Origin of the sequence: Arthrobacter sp. L77 (assembly GCF_000816565.1) — a bacterium.
Classification (GTDB): domain Bacteria; phylum Actinomycetota; class Actinomycetes; order Actinomycetales; family Micrococcaceae; genus Arthrobacter_D; species Arthrobacter_D antioxidans.
In genome coordinates this window covers 270,305-284,862 of record NZ_JWSU01000006.1, presented here as the reverse complement: position 1 = coordinate 284,862, position 14,558 = coordinate 270,305, and the positions used below count along the sequence as shown (strand labels likewise).

General features: G+C 69.1%; 14 protein-coding genes. 5 read left to right on the top strand and 9 right to left on the bottom strand.

The features are described from left to right. Nucleotides 1–11: 11 nt before the first annotated feature. The 3 genes from RY94_RS11485 to RY94_RS11475 all read right to left on the bottom strand — a co-directional run bounded on the left by RY94_RS11485 (nt 12) and on the right by RY94_RS11475 (nt 2,024). Nucleotides 12–269 carry a type B 50S ribosomal protein L31 gene (locus RY94_RS11485; RefSeq protein WP_043445237.1) on the bottom strand — a complete coding sequence of 86 codons (258 nt, stop codon included), beginning with the start codon at nt 267–269 and terminating at the stop codon, nt 12–14. A gap of 101 nt (nt 270–370) precedes the next feature. Beyond that, nucleotides 371–1,195 (bottom strand): TrmH family RNA methyltransferase, encoded by an 825-nt coding sequence (locus RY94_RS11480; protein WP_043445235.1) that lies wholly within the window; start codon nt 1,193–1,195, stop codon nt 371–373. A gap of 43 nt (nt 1,196–1,238) precedes the next feature. Next, nucleotides 1,239–2,024 carry an ABC transporter ATP-binding protein gene (locus RY94_RS11475; RefSeq protein WP_043445228.1) on the bottom strand — a complete coding sequence of 262 codons (786 nt, stop codon included), beginning with the start codon at nt 2,022–2,024 and terminating at the stop codon, nt 1,239–1,241. Nucleotides 2,025–2,213: 189 nt separating this feature from the next. Here RY94_RS11475 and serB point away from each other — a divergent pair, with 189 nt between their 5' ends. Beyond that, entirely contained in the window at nt 2,214–3,098 is an 885-nt protein-coding gene (serB, locus tag RY94_RS11470) for a phosphoserine phosphatase SerB (RefSeq protein ID WP_043445226.1), read from the top strand. Nucleotides 3,099–3,136: 38 nt separating this feature from the next. On the opposite strand, the gene RY94_RS11465 is transcribed toward serB, so the two are convergent. Then, a complete protein-coding gene (locus RY94_RS11465; protein ID WP_043445224.1) occupies nt 3,137–3,886 on the bottom strand; it encodes an SDR family oxidoreductase in 750 nt (249 codons plus the stop codon). A 40-nt stretch (nt 3,887–3,926) separates the two neighbouring features. Continuing rightward, nucleotides 3,927–4,664, bottom strand: coding sequence for a beta-ketoacyl-ACP reductase (locus RY94_RS11460; protein ID WP_043445222.1), 738 nt, complete (start codon nt 4,662–4,664; stop codon nt 3,927–3,929). Nucleotides 4,665–4,870: 206 nt separating this feature from the next. On the opposite strand from RY94_RS11460, the gene RY94_RS11455 reads away from it, so the two are divergent. The 4 genes from RY94_RS11455 to RY94_RS11440 all read left to right on the top strand — a co-directional run bounded on the left by RY94_RS11455 (nt 4,871) and on the right by RY94_RS11440 (nt 7,748). Further along, the gene (locus RY94_RS11455) at nt 4,871–5,296 is read left to right on the top strand and encodes a DUF3099 domain-containing protein (protein ID WP_052274278.1); all 426 of its coding nucleotides are present in this window, start codon (nt 4,871–4,873) and stop codon (nt 5,294–5,296) included. 52 nt (nt 5,297–5,348) lie between these two features. After that, nucleotides 5,349–5,588, top strand: coding sequence for a hypothetical protein (locus tag RY94_RS11450; protein WP_043446402.1), 240 nt, complete (start codon nt 5,349–5,351; stop codon nt 5,586–5,588). Next, on the top strand, nt 5,589–6,416 hold the full coding sequence (locus RY94_RS11445) for an SURF1 family cytochrome oxidase biogenesis protein (RefSeq protein WP_043445220.1): 828 nt from the start codon (nt 5,589–5,591) through the stop codon (nt 6,414–6,416). It abuts the gene before it with no gap. A 309-nt stretch (nt 6,417–6,725) separates the two neighbouring features. Continuing rightward, the gene (locus tag RY94_RS11440; RefSeq protein WP_052274277.1) at nt 6,726–7,748 is read left to right on the top strand and encodes an NAD-dependent epimerase/dehydratase family protein; all 1,023 of its coding nucleotides are present in this window, start codon (nt 6,726–6,728) and stop codon (nt 7,746–7,748) included. An 85-nt stretch (nt 7,749–7,833) separates the two neighbouring features. On the opposite strand, the gene RY94_RS11435 is transcribed toward RY94_RS11440, so the two are convergent. The 4 genes from RY94_RS11435 to RY94_RS11420 all read right to left on the bottom strand — a co-directional run bounded on the left by RY94_RS11435 (nt 7,834) and on the right by RY94_RS11420 (nt 14,558). Next, nucleotides 7,834–9,537, bottom strand: a complete 1,704-nt coding sequence (locus tag RY94_RS11435) for an endo-1,4-beta-xylanase (RefSeq protein WP_043445218.1) — start codon at nt 9,535–9,537, stop codon at nt 7,834–7,836. After that, the gene (locus RY94_RS11430; RefSeq protein WP_043445216.1) at nt 9,525–11,258 is read right to left on the bottom strand and encodes a polysaccharide deacetylase family protein; all 1,734 of its coding nucleotides are present in this window, start codon (nt 11,256–11,258) and stop codon (nt 9,525–9,527) included. Before RY94_RS11430 ends, RY94_RS11435 begins: the two co-directional genes overlap by 13 nt. Nucleotides 11,259–11,371: 113 nt before the next feature. Beyond that, nucleotides 11,372–13,228, bottom strand: a complete 1,857-nt coding sequence (locus RY94_RS16910; protein ID WP_156135148.1) for a polysaccharide deacetylase family protein — start codon at nt 13,226–13,228, stop codon at nt 11,372–11,374. Then, complete coding sequence (locus tag RY94_RS11420; RefSeq protein WP_043445214.1) at nt 13,218–14,558, bottom strand: glycosyltransferase family 2 protein; 1,341 nt, start codon at nt 14,556–14,558, stop codon at nt 13,218–13,220. Before RY94_RS11420 ends, RY94_RS16910 begins: the two co-directional genes overlap by 11 nt.

Below are 14,558 nucleotides of genomic sequence, written 5' to 3'. Positions count from 1 at the left end.
GGGAGGAGCTACTACTTCTTGGTGCCGAAGCCCTTGAAGCGGGCATTGAAGCGCTCCACGCGGCCGGCGGAGTCCATGATGCGCTGCTTGCCCGTGTAGAACGGGTGGGACTCCGAGGAGATCTCGACCTCGATGAGGGGGTAGGTGTTGCCGTCTTCCCACTCGATGGTCTTGGGCGAGCCGACCGTCGACTTCGTCAGGAACGCCTTGTCGGAGGCCAGGTCACGGAACACGACCGACTGGTACTTGGGGTGGATATCAGACTTCACAGGACTACCTTCTCTGGTTGCCTGGATTTTGCCAGGCACGGGGAATTGAAAGGATGGCGACAGCGCCAGCTATTCATACTAGCGCAGGAGCACCTGCGGGGCTAAAGCACGGGGCGCGCGCCGTCGGACCGGCACTCCCAGAACGCGACCGCCGCCGCTGCGGCGACGTTCAGCGAATCCACGCCGCCCTGCATGGGGATGGTCAGCGCGACGTCGGCCTCGGCCAGTGCGGCCTCGCTCAGCCCGTCCCCCTCGGTGCCCAGCAGGAGGGCGAGCCGGTCGTGGTCCCGCGCCGGGAACGCACCGATCGGGACGGACCCCGAGCCCAGGGCAAGGGCGGCGAGGGTGAAGCCGGCGGCGCGCACGGCGGCGAGGTCCCCCGGCCACGAGCCCAGCCTGGCCCAGGGGACCTGGAAGACGCTGCCCATGCTGACGCGTACGGCCCTGCGGTAGAGCGGGTCCGCGCTGCGGGGGCTGAGCAGCACGGCATCGACTCCGAGCGCGGCCGCGGAGCGGAACACGGCCCCGAGGTTCGTGTGGTCCACCATGTCCTCGATGATCGCGACGCGCCGGGCGGAGGCCAGCAGCTCGCCGAGGGGCACGGGTGCCGGGCGGTGCATCGCGGCGAGGGCGCCGCGGTGGAGGTGGAAGCCCGTGAGGACCTCGAGCGTCGCCTCGGGGGCCACGAACGCGGGCACGGACGGGAAGCGGGCGACGACGTCGGCCAGGTCAGGGAGCCATTTCGGCGTCAGGAGGAAGGACCGCGGGACGTGCCCGGCGTCGACGGCGCGTCGGAGGACCTTCGAACTCTCGGCGATGTAGAGCCCCTCCGCAGGCTCCTTGGCGAGGCGCAGCTGCACGTCGGTGAGGTTGCGGTAGTCCGAGAGACGGGGGTCGTCGGCCGCGTCGAGCATGATGACGGGCATCAGGGAGCGGGCGCGTGCCGGGACGCGCGCGGGCCTGCGCTGCTCACGCCCGCGCGACGGCGCTGTAGCGGCCGTTCTCCTCGCTGACCTTCAGGGCGACGTCGAACGCCGCGCTCAGGTTCTCCTCGGTCAGTACGTCCGCGATGGGTCCGGTCGCCACCACGACGCCGTCGCGCAGCAGCAGCGCATGCGTGAAGCCCGGCGGGACCTCCTCGAGGTGGTGGGTCACCAGCACCATGGCGGGGGCTTCGGGATCGCGGGCGAACTCGGTCAGCCGCCGCACGAGGTCCTCGCGCCCGGCGAGGTCCAGGCCCGCCGCCGGCTCGTCGAGGAGCAGGAGTTCGGGGTCCGCCATGAGCGCCCGGGCGATCTGGACGCGCTTGCGCTCCCCCTCGCTGAGGGATCCGAAGGGCCGGTTCATGAAGCGGGACATGCCCCACGTATCGAGCAGGCGGAAGGCGCGGCGCTCGTCGAGGCGCTCGTACTGCTCACGCCACCGGCCCGTCACCCCGTAGGAGGCGGTCACCACGACGTTCAGGACGGTCTCGTGATCCGGGACCTGGGCGGCGAGGGCCGCCGACGCGAGGCCGATGCGGGGCCGCAGGTCGAAGACGTCGACGGCACCCATCACCTCGTCCAAAATCCCGACGACACCGCGGGTGGGGTGGAGCCGCGCCCCGGCAAGCTGCAGCAGGGTGGTCTTGCCCGCCCCGTTGGGGCCCATGACCACCCAGCGCTCACCCTCGTTGACCTGCCAGTCGATCTCGTCGAGCAGGGTCTTGCCACCCCTGACGAGGCTTACTCCCGCCAGTTCCAGAACGTCACTCATGGTCCTAGACACTAGGCTAAGGAGCGGCCCCGTGGCGAAACCGGCAGGCCGCGCCATGATCCTTGTGCTCCGTCGGCAGACCGTGGCGCGGGACGACCGGGCCCGCCTGCCGACTCCGGCAACGGGCAGGCCGCCATCGGGACCTCACCAGAGACGGACGCCGGCACCGGCGCGGACAGGAGCGGGAGCATGCGGGACACGGCACGGGTGGTCGCCTACGCGGAACGGCTCGACGACGGACACCGGGAGGACCTTCTCGGAGCCCTGCGCGGGCTCGGCGCCGACGTCACCGATACCTCGTCCGCCAGGACCGCGACCTACTCGGTGCTGACCCTCGACGTCGAACTCACCGTTCAGGCGTCCCGGGTGCGCGCCGGGCTGTCCCGGTGGACGGCCGCTTCGGGCGTGGGCGCTGCACTGGTGCAGGCGCCCGTCTACGGGCCCGGCCCCAAACTGCTGATCATGGATGTCGACTCGACGCTGATCCGGCAGGAGGTCATCGAGCTGCTCGCCGCGCATGCGGGCCGCGAGGCGGAGGTGGCCGCGGTGACCGAGGCGGCCATGCGGGGCGAGCTCGACTTCGCCCAGTCCCTCCACCACCGGGTCCGCGCGCTGGAAGGGCTCCCGGTCACGGTGATCGACGAGGTCGTGGAGCGCATCGAGCTGAGCGACGGCGCGGAGGACCTCGTCGCCGCGTACCTCGACGCGGGCCACCGCGTGGGCGTCGTCTCCGGCGGCTTCTCGCAGGTCCTCGCGCCGATCGCCGAGCGCCTCCGCCTGTCCTTCGCGAAGGCGAACGACCTCGAGATCCTCGACGGCACGCTGACCGGGAGGGTGGCGGGCGCCGTCGTCGACCGCCGCGAGAAGGAACGCACCCTCCGCGCCGAGGCCGAACGCGCAGGGGTCCAGCCCGCGGCGGTGATCGCCGTCGGCGACGGGGCGAACGACCTCGACATGCTGGGCGCGGCGGGGCTCGGCGTGGCGTTCAACGCGAAGCCCGCCGTCCGTGCGGTGGCGGACGTCGCACTGGACCTTCCGGACCTGGACGTCGTCCGCCACTTCGCGGGGCTGTAGCCAGGACCGCAGCGTGCACCGCGTCCCGGGGCCGTCGATCAGCTCTTGGCGAGGAAGTCCTGGGCGCCGCCCACGTACTCGGTGTGGCCCGTGGGGACATCGGCCGTGACCATCCGGACGATCTCGGTCGCGAACTCGGCGACGGAGTACAGGCGGCCCGCCTCCTGGCGGCGCGCCTCGATGGCTCCGGGGGTCGCGCGGTCCAGCAGCGTCGCCGTGACCGTGCCCTCGATCATGTCGCCGGACACGACGACGAGGGAGATCCCCTTCGCCTCGAGCTGCGGGATGCGGGCGCGCAGGGCGTCCTCGCCGGCCCTCTTGCTGCGTGCGACGGGCACGTAGGCGTCCATCGTCTCGACCTTCTCGATGAAGTGCGCCTGGTGGCTCGTGATGAAGACCACGCGCGAGCCCGCGGGCATGACCTCCGTCGCGGCCTCGAGCATGGCGACCTGCGCGTCCCGATTGAGCTTCAGCGCGTAGTCCTCGCCCAGGCCCGTCTCCATGCCGCCGGAGGCGTTGAGGACCAGCAGGTTCAGCCCGCCGAAGGTCGAGACCGCGGCGTCGACCAGCGCCGCAGGACCCTCGGGCGCCGTCAGGTCCGCACCGACCGCGACGGCCTTGCCGCCGGCCGCCTCGATCCCGGCGACCACCTTGTTGGCGCGCGGCGCCTTCTGGCGGTAGTTCACGACGACGGCGGCGCCCTGGGCCGCGAGCTGCTGCGCGACGTCGGCGCCGATCCCGCGGGACGATCCGGTGACGATTGCTGTGGTTCCCTCGAGGGTGGCCATGGTGCTCCTTCTGGTGGGCTGGGTGGTGGATGTGTGGGGCCTAGTGGCCCATGCCGAGTCCGCCGTCGACGGGGATGACGGCACCGGAGATGTAGCCCGCGGCGTCGCCGGCCAGGAAGGACACCACGCCCGCCACCTCGTCGGGCGAGGCGAAACGGCCGGCGGGGATGGTGGCCAGGTAGCTCTTGCGGGTGTCCTCGGGCAGCTCCGCCGTCATGTCGGTGTCGATGAACCCCGGGGCGACGACGTTGGCCGTGATGCCCCGCGAGCCGAGCTCGCGCGTCAGGGAGCGGGCGATGCCGATGAGTCCGGCCTTCGAGGCGGAGTAGTTGATCTGGCCCGGCGCCCCGTACAGGCCCGTGACGCTCGAGATCAGGATGACGCGGCCGCGCCGGAGGCGGATCATGCCGCGCGACGCCCGCTTGACCACCCGGAACGCACCGGTGAGGTTGGTGTCGATGACGTCCGTGAAGTCACTCTCGGTCATGCGCATGAGCAGGGTGTCGCGGGTGATGCCGGCGTTCGCGACGAGCACCTCCACCGGCCCGTGCGCGGCCTCGATCTGCGTGAACGCCGCGTCGATCTGCTCCTCGCTGGTGACATCGGCCCGCACACCGAGCATCCCCTCGGGAATCTCACCACTTCGGTAGGTGATGGCAACCTTGTCGCCGTTGGCTACGAATACCTTGGCGATGGCAAGGCCGATCCCGCGGTTGCCTCCGGTAATGAGGACGCTGCGGCCGGACGCCGTCGTAGTGCTGTCTGCATCAGGTGCCAAGGGGGTAACTCCTCTGTCTGCGGGCCGAAAGGGGTCCACGTTGTTCATGCCGAGAACCGCACGGTGGTTCCGGACGGGCGTTCCAGCCCGCTCGGACCTCGCCCGTGGCCATCGGTCAGACTGTCCCGACGATCCTAGCGGCGCATCCCTCGACTTCGGGAACGGGGCCCGGAATGCGACAATAGGAAGAGTCTTTTTGGAGTGTGATGAGTAAGCAAACGAAGCACAACACAGACGTCCACAGCATCTCCGACGCACAGGTTGCACACAGCGACGAGATGCGCACACGCATGATCCGCTACTCGGTGTCGATGAGCATCCGCCTCGTCTGCTTCGTCCTGGTCTTCGTGGTCCCCTATGTCTGGCTGCAGTGGGTGATGATCGCCGGAGCGGTGTTCCTGCCCTACTTCGCCGTGATCGTCGCGAACGGCGGCAGCGACACCAGCAACATCCGTCACAGCGATGCCCTGATCGACCGGTTGCCGGTGCGTGAGATCGAAGCGAAGGTCGTCGACGCCGGCCCCGACGACGGCGAGGACGTCCTCAGTGGCGAGATCATCGACGACCCTGCGGACCCTGCGCACCACGGCTCGCACGATGCAGGCCACGGCAGGCCCGATGCCCGTGGCTGACCCGCACTCCACCCCCCGGCCCGCGGCCGCACGTCCGGCCGCGGGCCTCGGTCTGTTCGGGGCGCCGCAGCCGGCCGAGGGAGGGCCCCCCGTCTGCTCCCGCAAGGGGTGCCGGAACGACGCCGTGTGGCAGCTGCTGTGGAACAACCCGCGCATCCACACCCCTGAGCGCCGGAAGGCCTGGGGATCGTGCCCGGACCACGTGGAGTGGTTCGAGGAGTACCTCCGGGATCGCGGGCTCTGGAAGGAGACCCTCCCCCTGACCGCCGACCGACCGATGGAGACCCGCTAGGTGTTCCGCTATTTCTTCTCCGTCCGCTGGCTCGGCTGGCTCGCCATGGTCGTGGTGATCGCTGCCGGCTGCGTGGGGCTCGGACGATGGCAGCTGGACCGGCGGGAAGCCGTCGTGGAGGACATCCAGCGCATCGAGGCGAACTACGATGCGGCGCCGGAGCGCTACGTGCCGGGCACGAACGGCTTCGACACCTTCGACCCCTCCCGCGAATGGACGCCGGTCACCTTCACCGGGACGTACGACGTCGACCACCAGGTGGTCGCGCGCAACCGGCCGCTCAACGGCCAGCCGGGGTACGAGGTGCTCACTCCCCTGCGGCTGGAGGACGGAACCGCCGTCATCATCGACCGCGGCTGGCTGCCCATCGGCAACGCCGAGGCGGGGCGGCCGGACGTGGTCCCGGCCCCGCCCGCGGGGGAGGTCGAGGTCACCGCGCGGATCAGGCCGGGCGAACCGGAGGTGAATCGCGGCGCCCCCGAGGGGCAGGTCGCGTCGATCCACCTCCCATCCTTCGCGGAGCGGGTGGACTACCCCGTGCAGGACGCCGCCTACGGTCTGCTGGCGCTGGAGCGCCCGGCCGCAGCCGAGACGCCGGTCGCCGCGCCCAAGCCCTCCATCGACGAAGGGCCGCATCTGTCCTACTCCCTGCAGTGGTTCGCCTTCGGAGTCCTCGCCTTTGTGGGCCTCGGTTACGCGGCGCGGCAGCAGCGCAGGAGCGACGCCGAACGGGACGGCACCGCTCCCGACCGCCCCGTCCGGCGGCGTCGCCGTCCCTCCTCGGAGGAGGAGGAGGACGCCATCCTCGACGCGCGGGGAATCCGCTAGGGATCCCCCGGGAGAAGACCTCGAGGCAACGGTCGGGGCGTGGGAACCCTCGCCCCGGCGCTGCGCGGACACGGATCGTCGAGCACCCCCGGAGCACGGCCGCGTAGTCGGTGCACGACGGCGGGTGGTCCCTGCAGGAGTCCCGGACCGGAATCGAGTGGAGCGCACTCGTGCCTGGGGGGACGGGCGTCCATAGGATGATGCCGAGAAGCAGTGCGGCACGGCGCCGTGGGGTCCGATTCCTGGGATCCGCGCCATCGACCGCCACTCCGTTGCCGGAATCGCCGAATCACCCAGGGGGCACGAGCAATGAGGACCGTCGTGATCGGTGGCGCTGGTTTCATCGGCAGCCACCTCGCCGAATACCTCCTGGACGCCGGGGACGACGTCACCGTGCTCGACGATCTCTCCCTGGGCAGACTGGACAATCTCGCGGCGTGTCGGGCTCATCGGGCCTTCACGTTCCACGAGGGCAGCACCCTCGACGCGGCCGAGGTCGGCAGGGTGATCAGCGGGAAGGATCGCGTGTTCCATCTGGCGACCGCCGGTGGAGCGCGTCGGTTCCCTGATCGCCCGCTCATGGGCCTGCGCTCCACCCTTCATGGCACCGAGACGGTCCTCGACGCCTGCCTCGATGCGGGCGCGGAACTGATCGTGGTGTCCAGTGGTGACATCTACGGGAAGAACGCCTCCGGTCGATTGTCCGAGGACGCGGATCGCATCCTCGGTTCACCGCTGACCCCACGGTGGGCGGGTGTCGACGCGGAGGCGCTGGAAGAAGCGTTCGCGCAGGCCTACTGGCGAGAACACGGGCTGAAGGTCTCCATGGTCCGGCTCTTCGATACGGTGGGGCCCCGCCGGACGAGCCGCTCGGGTGGCGTGGTGCGGACGCTCGTGAAGCAGGCGCTTCGCGGCGACGCGCTGACGGTCCACGGTGACGGCCGACAGACTCGCTGCTTCTCGTACGTTGGGGACGTCGTCCCGGCGATCGTGCGCGTCGCCGAACAGCCGGCCGCCCGCGGACTCGCGATCAATCTGGGTGGCACCCAGGACGTCTCGATCATCGAGCTGGCCGAGAGGACGATCAGGCTGCTGGGCAGCCGCAGCGAGATCAGCTTCATCCCGTACGACGAGGCCTACGGCCCCGGCCACGAGGACGTCCGACGCCGGTCCCCTGACATCGCCCTCGCGTCACGCCTCATCCGGTTCAGGCCGACCACGACCATCGACACGATCATCCTCAAGGTGGCGAAGGACATCCTCTCCAGCGCCTCCAACGGGGTCCACGCCGAGAGGGTCTCGCATGGGGTCCAGGCCGAGGCCGTCCACTGAGACGCGCCTGCCGGTGACTGCTGAGAATCCCGGTCGGCAGGAAGGCGCCGGCGCGGGGAATCTGCCGGCGCGGCCACCATCACGCTCAGCCGCCCAGGACGCGCCTCATCGCGTCGTACGCGGGGATCGGCTCCCCGTGCGTGAACAGGAAGTCCCGACCCTGGTGCAGCTCACCGTCGTCGTCGACCCACCAGTTGTAGCGGTTGTCCACCCCCCACGTGGTGTAGGAGACGCAGTCAGGCGAGCGCATGCAGGTCTCCAGTACCGAGGCGTACTGCTCCGCCTGGGCGGACACCCCCTCACCGTCGGTGACGTCGTTCTCCGAGATCCGCACGCGCAGCCCGGCATCCCCGAAGCGCTCGAGGGTCTCCGCGAGGTCCTCGGCGGAGATGGCGTCGGTCTCGAGGTCGTAGACGTGGGCCTGGAGGCCGACGCCGTAGATGTGCCCACCCTGTGCGTTGGTATCGCGTGCGAGCTTCAGCAGGGCGTCCTGGCGGTACCCCGGAACGTCGGCCCCGTTCTCGTTGATGAACTGCTTGACGTCGGGATCGGCCTCGTAGACCGCCTGTGAGACGACCGCCGGGTAGCCGGGCCCGAAGACCCGGTACCAGATGTTCTGCTGGAAGCTGGTGCCCTGGTCCACGTCGAACGGTTCGTTGACGACGTCGAGCGAGTCGAGCCGCCCCTTGAAGTGGGTCACGACGGTGGTGACGTAGTCGAGCAGGGCCTCTGCGCTGGCCCGGCGCTCCACCTCCGTGCCCGTGGGAAGCTCCTGCATCCAGCGGGGCATCGCCTCGGTGAAGGCGATGGTGTGGCCGTGCACCGTCATGCCCTTGCTCTCGGCGATCGCGAGGATGGCGTCGGCCTCCTCGAACGTGTACACGGCCTGCTGCGGCGAGAGTGACTGCGGCTTCATGGCATTCTCCGGCGTGAGCGCGCCGAAGTTGCCGACGAACTCCCGGGCGTAGTCCGGGTCCGAGGCAAGAGGCCCGAGCGCCACCGCGGCGCCGATCCTGAAATCCGGCCTGCTCCGCGAGGCCAGGGCCTGCAGCCCGTCCGCGGCCTGCTCGGTCTGGACCACGGCCGGCTCCGCGGTCGTGAGGGTGCCGCCGTCGAGAGCGGTGGCGGTGAGGGATCCGACCCGGAAGGATCCGCCCTCGCTCGAGAGCCCCAGCCAGAGCTTTCCCGATTCGAACACCTCTCCGAGGGGCAGGGACGAGACGGTGTCTCCACCGCTCTCGATCTCGAGTGTGTCGCCGGACCGGCGCACCACGAGCGCGGCTTCCGGGTCCCGGACGGTCACGTGCTCCTCATGCACCGGCCGGGGACTGGTCACGTCCTCCTGGGGGGACCCGTCGAACACGGCGATCTCGAGGTCGTCGCCGAGGAGGGTGAGCCGCAGACCCGACGGCTCGAGCCGGAATTCGTCGGCGATCACCGGCGGGCTGTCGAAGACGGTCCACGACGCGTCGGCGGTCACGTCGCTGAACGACGCGCTGAGGGAGAAATCCCCGTCCGCCAGCAGATGCGTGCCGGCCAGATTGAGCGGCGGGTTCGGCTGCCCTCCGCCGCCATCCTGTTCGACGATGCTTCGCGCCGTGGCCGTGACCTGCAGCACCCCGTTGTCGGGGGCCACGCCCGGTGTGTGCTGCCAGTCCTCGTCGATCAGGTCCACGACCACGTTGGGCTCCGGTTCCGGGTTGTCGGGCGTGCAGCCCGCGAGCGCGAGCAGAAGGCAGCCTGCCAGCACGGTCCGTGCTGGCAGGCGTCCGATTGTCAGGGCCGCCACCAGCGCACGTCGTCCACGTACGCGAGCACCCCGGAGTTGCTGGTCACGTACACCTGCACGCTCGCCCGGGCGACGTTCGTCGTGCTCGGGGAGTAGGTCAGGTCCACGTTGGAGACGCCGATCGTGGTGCTGGCGAGCTTCCACTGCCCGGAGATCCAGTTGCCGTTGGCGTCGTACTCGTCGATGTACCAGCCGACCTCACCGGCGGTGCGGGTCCTGATGTTGAGGTAGGCGGAGATGTTGTAGTTGCCCGGCGTCACGTTGACCTGGGGTGAGAACAGATGCCCGTTGGTCGTGGAACCCTGCAGCTTCACGGAGTTCACCGGATTCGCCGGAGCGCCGTTCCCGGCGCTGTCCGCCACTACTCCGGTCGCGGAGTCGGACCTCCAGCCGCCCCCGAGGCCGGCGTCGAAGGTGCCGTTGGCCACGAGGTTGGCGGCCGGCGGCGGAGCGGTGGCCCCGCTGAGCTCCAGCAACTCGACGTTGTCCAGGTAGGCCGTGATGCCGGTCCCTGCGACGATGACCTGGAGGCTGGCCTTCGCCACGTTCGTCGAACTCGGCGTATAGGTGAAGTTGAGCGCCTCCACCCATCGGGAGTTCTCCCGTTTACGGTACTGCCCGGAGACCCAGGCCCCTGCCGCGTTGTATTCGTCGACGTAGAACGCCACTTCACCGGACGTCAGCGCGGAGACGTTCAGGAAGGTCTTGTACAGGTAGTTCGTTCCCGGCGTGACGGCGACCTGCGGGGAGAACAGGTGCGTCGGGGCCGTGCCCGACACGAGTTTGACCGACCGGGTGGGGTCCGGGTAGCTGCCGTTGCCTCCGGCGTCGGGCGTGATGCGCGTAGGAGCATCGGTCCGCCAGCCCTCGCCGATGCCGGCGTTGAAGCTGGCGTTCGGCATCTTGTTGGGGGTTCCCGTCACGATGCCCTTGGACACGTTGACGTTCTTGATCTGTCCGGCCGCCACCTTGGTCTTCACGTAGGCGGCGAGCTGGTCGAGTTCGGCGGTACCGAACTCGTAGTCGCCCGGATCGGAGCTGGGGTTCGGGACGATGTCGTGGAACGTGAACACCACCCAGGTCTTGCCCGCGATGGCCTGATCGACCTTCGCCTTGAGCGATGCCACGGTGTCGAGACCCTCCTCGACCGCGACGTTCTGGACGAGGTAGTCGCTGAGCGGCCAGAGGTTCACACCCTCGTCCGCGAAACCGCGCATCGACGAGTAGTACTTGGCGACCTTCGCCAGGACCGTCTGGTCGTAGTCGCCGTACGGCGGGGCGAAGGCGGTCGCGGTGATGCCCTGTGCGGCGAGGGCCGCCCTGCTGCTGGCCATCTGGGCGTCGACCTGGGCCGGGGTCAGCTTGTTGGCCTGGCAGACATCGCCCGTCGAGGCCAGGCACTGGTGGTCCTTGCCGTGCGACCCGATCTCCCAGCCGTACTGCGTCTGCAGCTGCCTGATCTGCGCCCAGGTCATGTACGGCACGCTGCCGTCCGCGCGGCAGGAGTTCGGCACCGTCGTCTTGCCCACGCAGTCGGTGACCACGTAGTTCGTGCCGGTGAGACCGTGCTTCTGGAGCGTCGGGGCGGCCGTCGTGATGGAGCTGCGGAAGCCGTCGTCGAAAGTGAACGACACCAACGCCGAGGGCGCCGCGTTGGTCACCACCGCGTTCGCCACTGCGGGCGTCAGCATGGCGGAGGCCATCGCCCCCAGGGCCACCATGATGGTCAGTAATCCGGCTCGCCCCCGCGCCAAGCAGGATCCAGATCTGGATCTAGTCATGAACTTCTCCGTTCTTCTGTCGGGCCGACGGCGGTGGATCCCACCAGCGGGAACTAGGGGTCGTACAGCTGGTCGAACGCCTGAGTGACCGTCTGCACGTCGATGCCGCTGTCGTCGACGAGCTGCAGTTGTGCGGCGAGGACGTCGCTGGTGACGGTGCTCTGGTCCGCCACGATGGTGTCGTCGTCCTGGGTGCCGGTCGATTCAGGGGTGGCGATCTGGTGATAGACGAGGATGAGCCAGCCGTTCACGCGGTCCGTCTCCACGAGCGCTTCGCGCAGCTGTTCCGGCGCGGTCTCGTCGGTCACGTAGAAGACCTTCAGATCGGAGGGATCGATGTTCTGCCGGGTGTTGATACCCACGTCCGTCCCCCGCACGGTCTTGAAGTACTGGCCTGCATACCAGTCGACCTGGGGGTCGGAGCGTCCGAACGGAGGAGCGAGATTGTCGGTGCCGAGGCCGGCGTCGTTCAGCGCTTCCTCGTTCCGTCGCATCTCCTCCGCCAGCCGCTCGGCATTGATCGAGGTGAGATCGACGTGCGAGTAGCTGTGGGCCGCGATCTCATGGCCGGCCTGGTCCAGTTCACGCACCTGGGCAGCTGTCATGAAGTTCGGGGTCTCGAGGGAGCTGGGGTTGACGTACTGGGTGGACCGGAAGCCGTGCTTGTCCAGCACCGGGAGGGCGCGCTCGTAGACCGACTCCCAGCCGTCGTCGAAGGTGATCGAGACCATCGGCTCGTCCCAGCGCAGGGGTCCTGGTTTGGTGATGTCGACGAGCGAGTGGTCGCGCACCGCGGTGGTCCCGTTGCCGTGCGACACCAGGGTGACCACGACCGTCTTCGCCTTGTCGGGCACCTGGAATGCTTCCCCGATGGTCGTCCACTCCCCCGCCGGCTGCACCGTCGCCAGATTGCGGAACTCGCGGCTGCCGTCCTCGAGCTCGAACTCGGCGAGCACGTCCACCTCACGCTCGGACCGGTAGGTCGCGCCGAACTCGAACCGCTGGTCGGGCACCACAGGAACCGGCTGGTACTGCCACTTGGCCTCGCCGCCCTTGTAGTTCGTGACGCGGGTCCAGAGGAAGGCGCCGTTCTCGTCGTCGCCACGCCCGGACTCCACGGTCGACGGCCCGGATGCGTAGGGGGACCACGACGTGGGTGACCCCGGCGTGGGGCTGACGAGGTCGGGGTTGGGTACGAGGTTGGGCGCGGCCGCTGTGCCGGAAGGCAGCGAGACGTCGTCCGCCGCCTCGAGGTAGGCGCCCTCGACCCGGATGCTGCCCTCGGATGCGAGGCGGAAGACGTACTCCACCGCCGTCACCGTGTCCCCGCTGTCGAACGCGTCGCTCACGGAGAACGGGGCGTTGCCGGGCCGCTCGAGTGCGCTCGGCAATTGCTCGAGAGTCGTGCTGCCGTCGGTGTGATGCCGACGCGCCAGCAGGGTGAAATGCGTGTCGGTGGCGGCGAACGCCTTGAAGAGGTAGGTCTGACCGGGGTCGACCTCCACCCGGGGGCTCGTCAGCGTGATGTCGCCCGAGGCGTACCGTCCGACGTCGAGCTCCAGTGCCTGGTCGCTCATCTGCCCGTCGACGAGGTTCAGGGTGGCCGCGGCGTCCGCGCTGTGGGCGACGCTCCAGCCCGCCACGGCGCTCACGGACGACGGCGTGTCGGGGGCCGACAGCGTGTCGGGGGACGGTGCGGAAGTGACCGTCGGTGTCGCGGACGGCTCGGGGGTGTCCTCGGCGGACGGGCTCAGGGGCGGGAGCAGGTTCGCCCCGGGACGCGCCTGAGCGGTCATGCTCTGCCCGCCCGTGTACACCAGCCACCCCGCGGTCATCAGCGCCACGATCAACGAGACGACGACGAGGGGATTGAGCAGCACGCGGAGGAGCCGCCGGCGCTTATGCGGCACGGGCGACCACCGCACTGCTCCCGACCCGCTGCGGGGACTTCCAGGTGTTGATCTCCGGACGCTTGACGAGGCCGCGTGAGCGCGCGATGCAGCGGACCGCGGCGGTCAGCTGCACGAGATCCATGATGTAGAACAGGAAGTACGCCGTGGGCGCGTAGATGGACAGACGGGCGCGCTCGCGCACCGTCAGGTTCTCGTCCATCCAGACCGTCAGCAGCGTGTAGGCGGTGATGGTCGCGTACGCACCGATGATCAGGGCGGGCGTCTGCGTGACCAGCGACCAGTAGACCGCATAGGTCCAGGCCAGGGGCGAGATGAGCAGCGTGAACTCACTGAGCAGTGCCATCGGCATGCGGTAGTAGGTCAGCGTGCGGGTGTACCGACGATGGGGATTGAGCATCATCCCCCGGTACTTGATCAGGTTCTGGAGGCTCCCGTACTTCCAGCGGAACCGTTGCTTCGCCAGGGCCCGGAGGGTCAGCACTCCCTCCGTCTTCGCAACCACGTCGGCGCCGAAGATCATGCGGAACCGCCGATTACCCAGATTGGTGATCTTCGTACTCAGGCCGATGTCCTCGGTCAATGTGTCGGTGTCGTAGAAGTCGACCTTGCGCAGGACACGCATCCGGTAGGTCGAGGCGACCCCACCCACCACGAACTCGCAGTTCAGTAGTGAATACAGCTTCTTGGAGCGGTAGCCGATCATGTGCTCGAACCGCTGCAGGATGCCGAGGGCGGTCGTCTCCTCCAGGATCTGGACGTTGGCGGCCACTCCGGCCACGTAGGGGTCGTCGAAGTAGGACAGCGCGTTCGTGATGGCGTCGGGCTGGATGATCGAGTCGGCGTCGAGCGTCATGACGAACTGGCCGCGAGCGTAGCGCCGGAGCGCCGCGTTGAGCGCGGCGCCCTTGCCGACATTCTTGCGCATCCGCATGAGGCGCAGGTCCATCTCGGGATGCCGCACCTGGTAGTCGCGCACCAGCCGTCCGGTGAGGTCGGAGGATGCGTCATCGGCGACGATGACCTCGAGCGAGTGATAGGTGCTGCGTCGGACGGACTCGAGCGTCCTGACGATCACCGCCTCCTCGTTGTGTGCGGCGATGACGACGGAGACCAGCCCCGGCACCTCGGGTGCCGCACGCCGGTGCCAGATGGCGGTCGACGCACACTCGGGCTCGTAGGCCACGGGCTGCTGGACGCCGCTGAGGCCCTTCCGCCGCTGCTGCCAGATATCGTAGAAATTGGCGCCTACCAGGTACAGCCCGAAATGCACTACATAGAGGATGCTGACGCCGGCGAACAGCCAGAAGACGACGAGCGCGATGTCCAT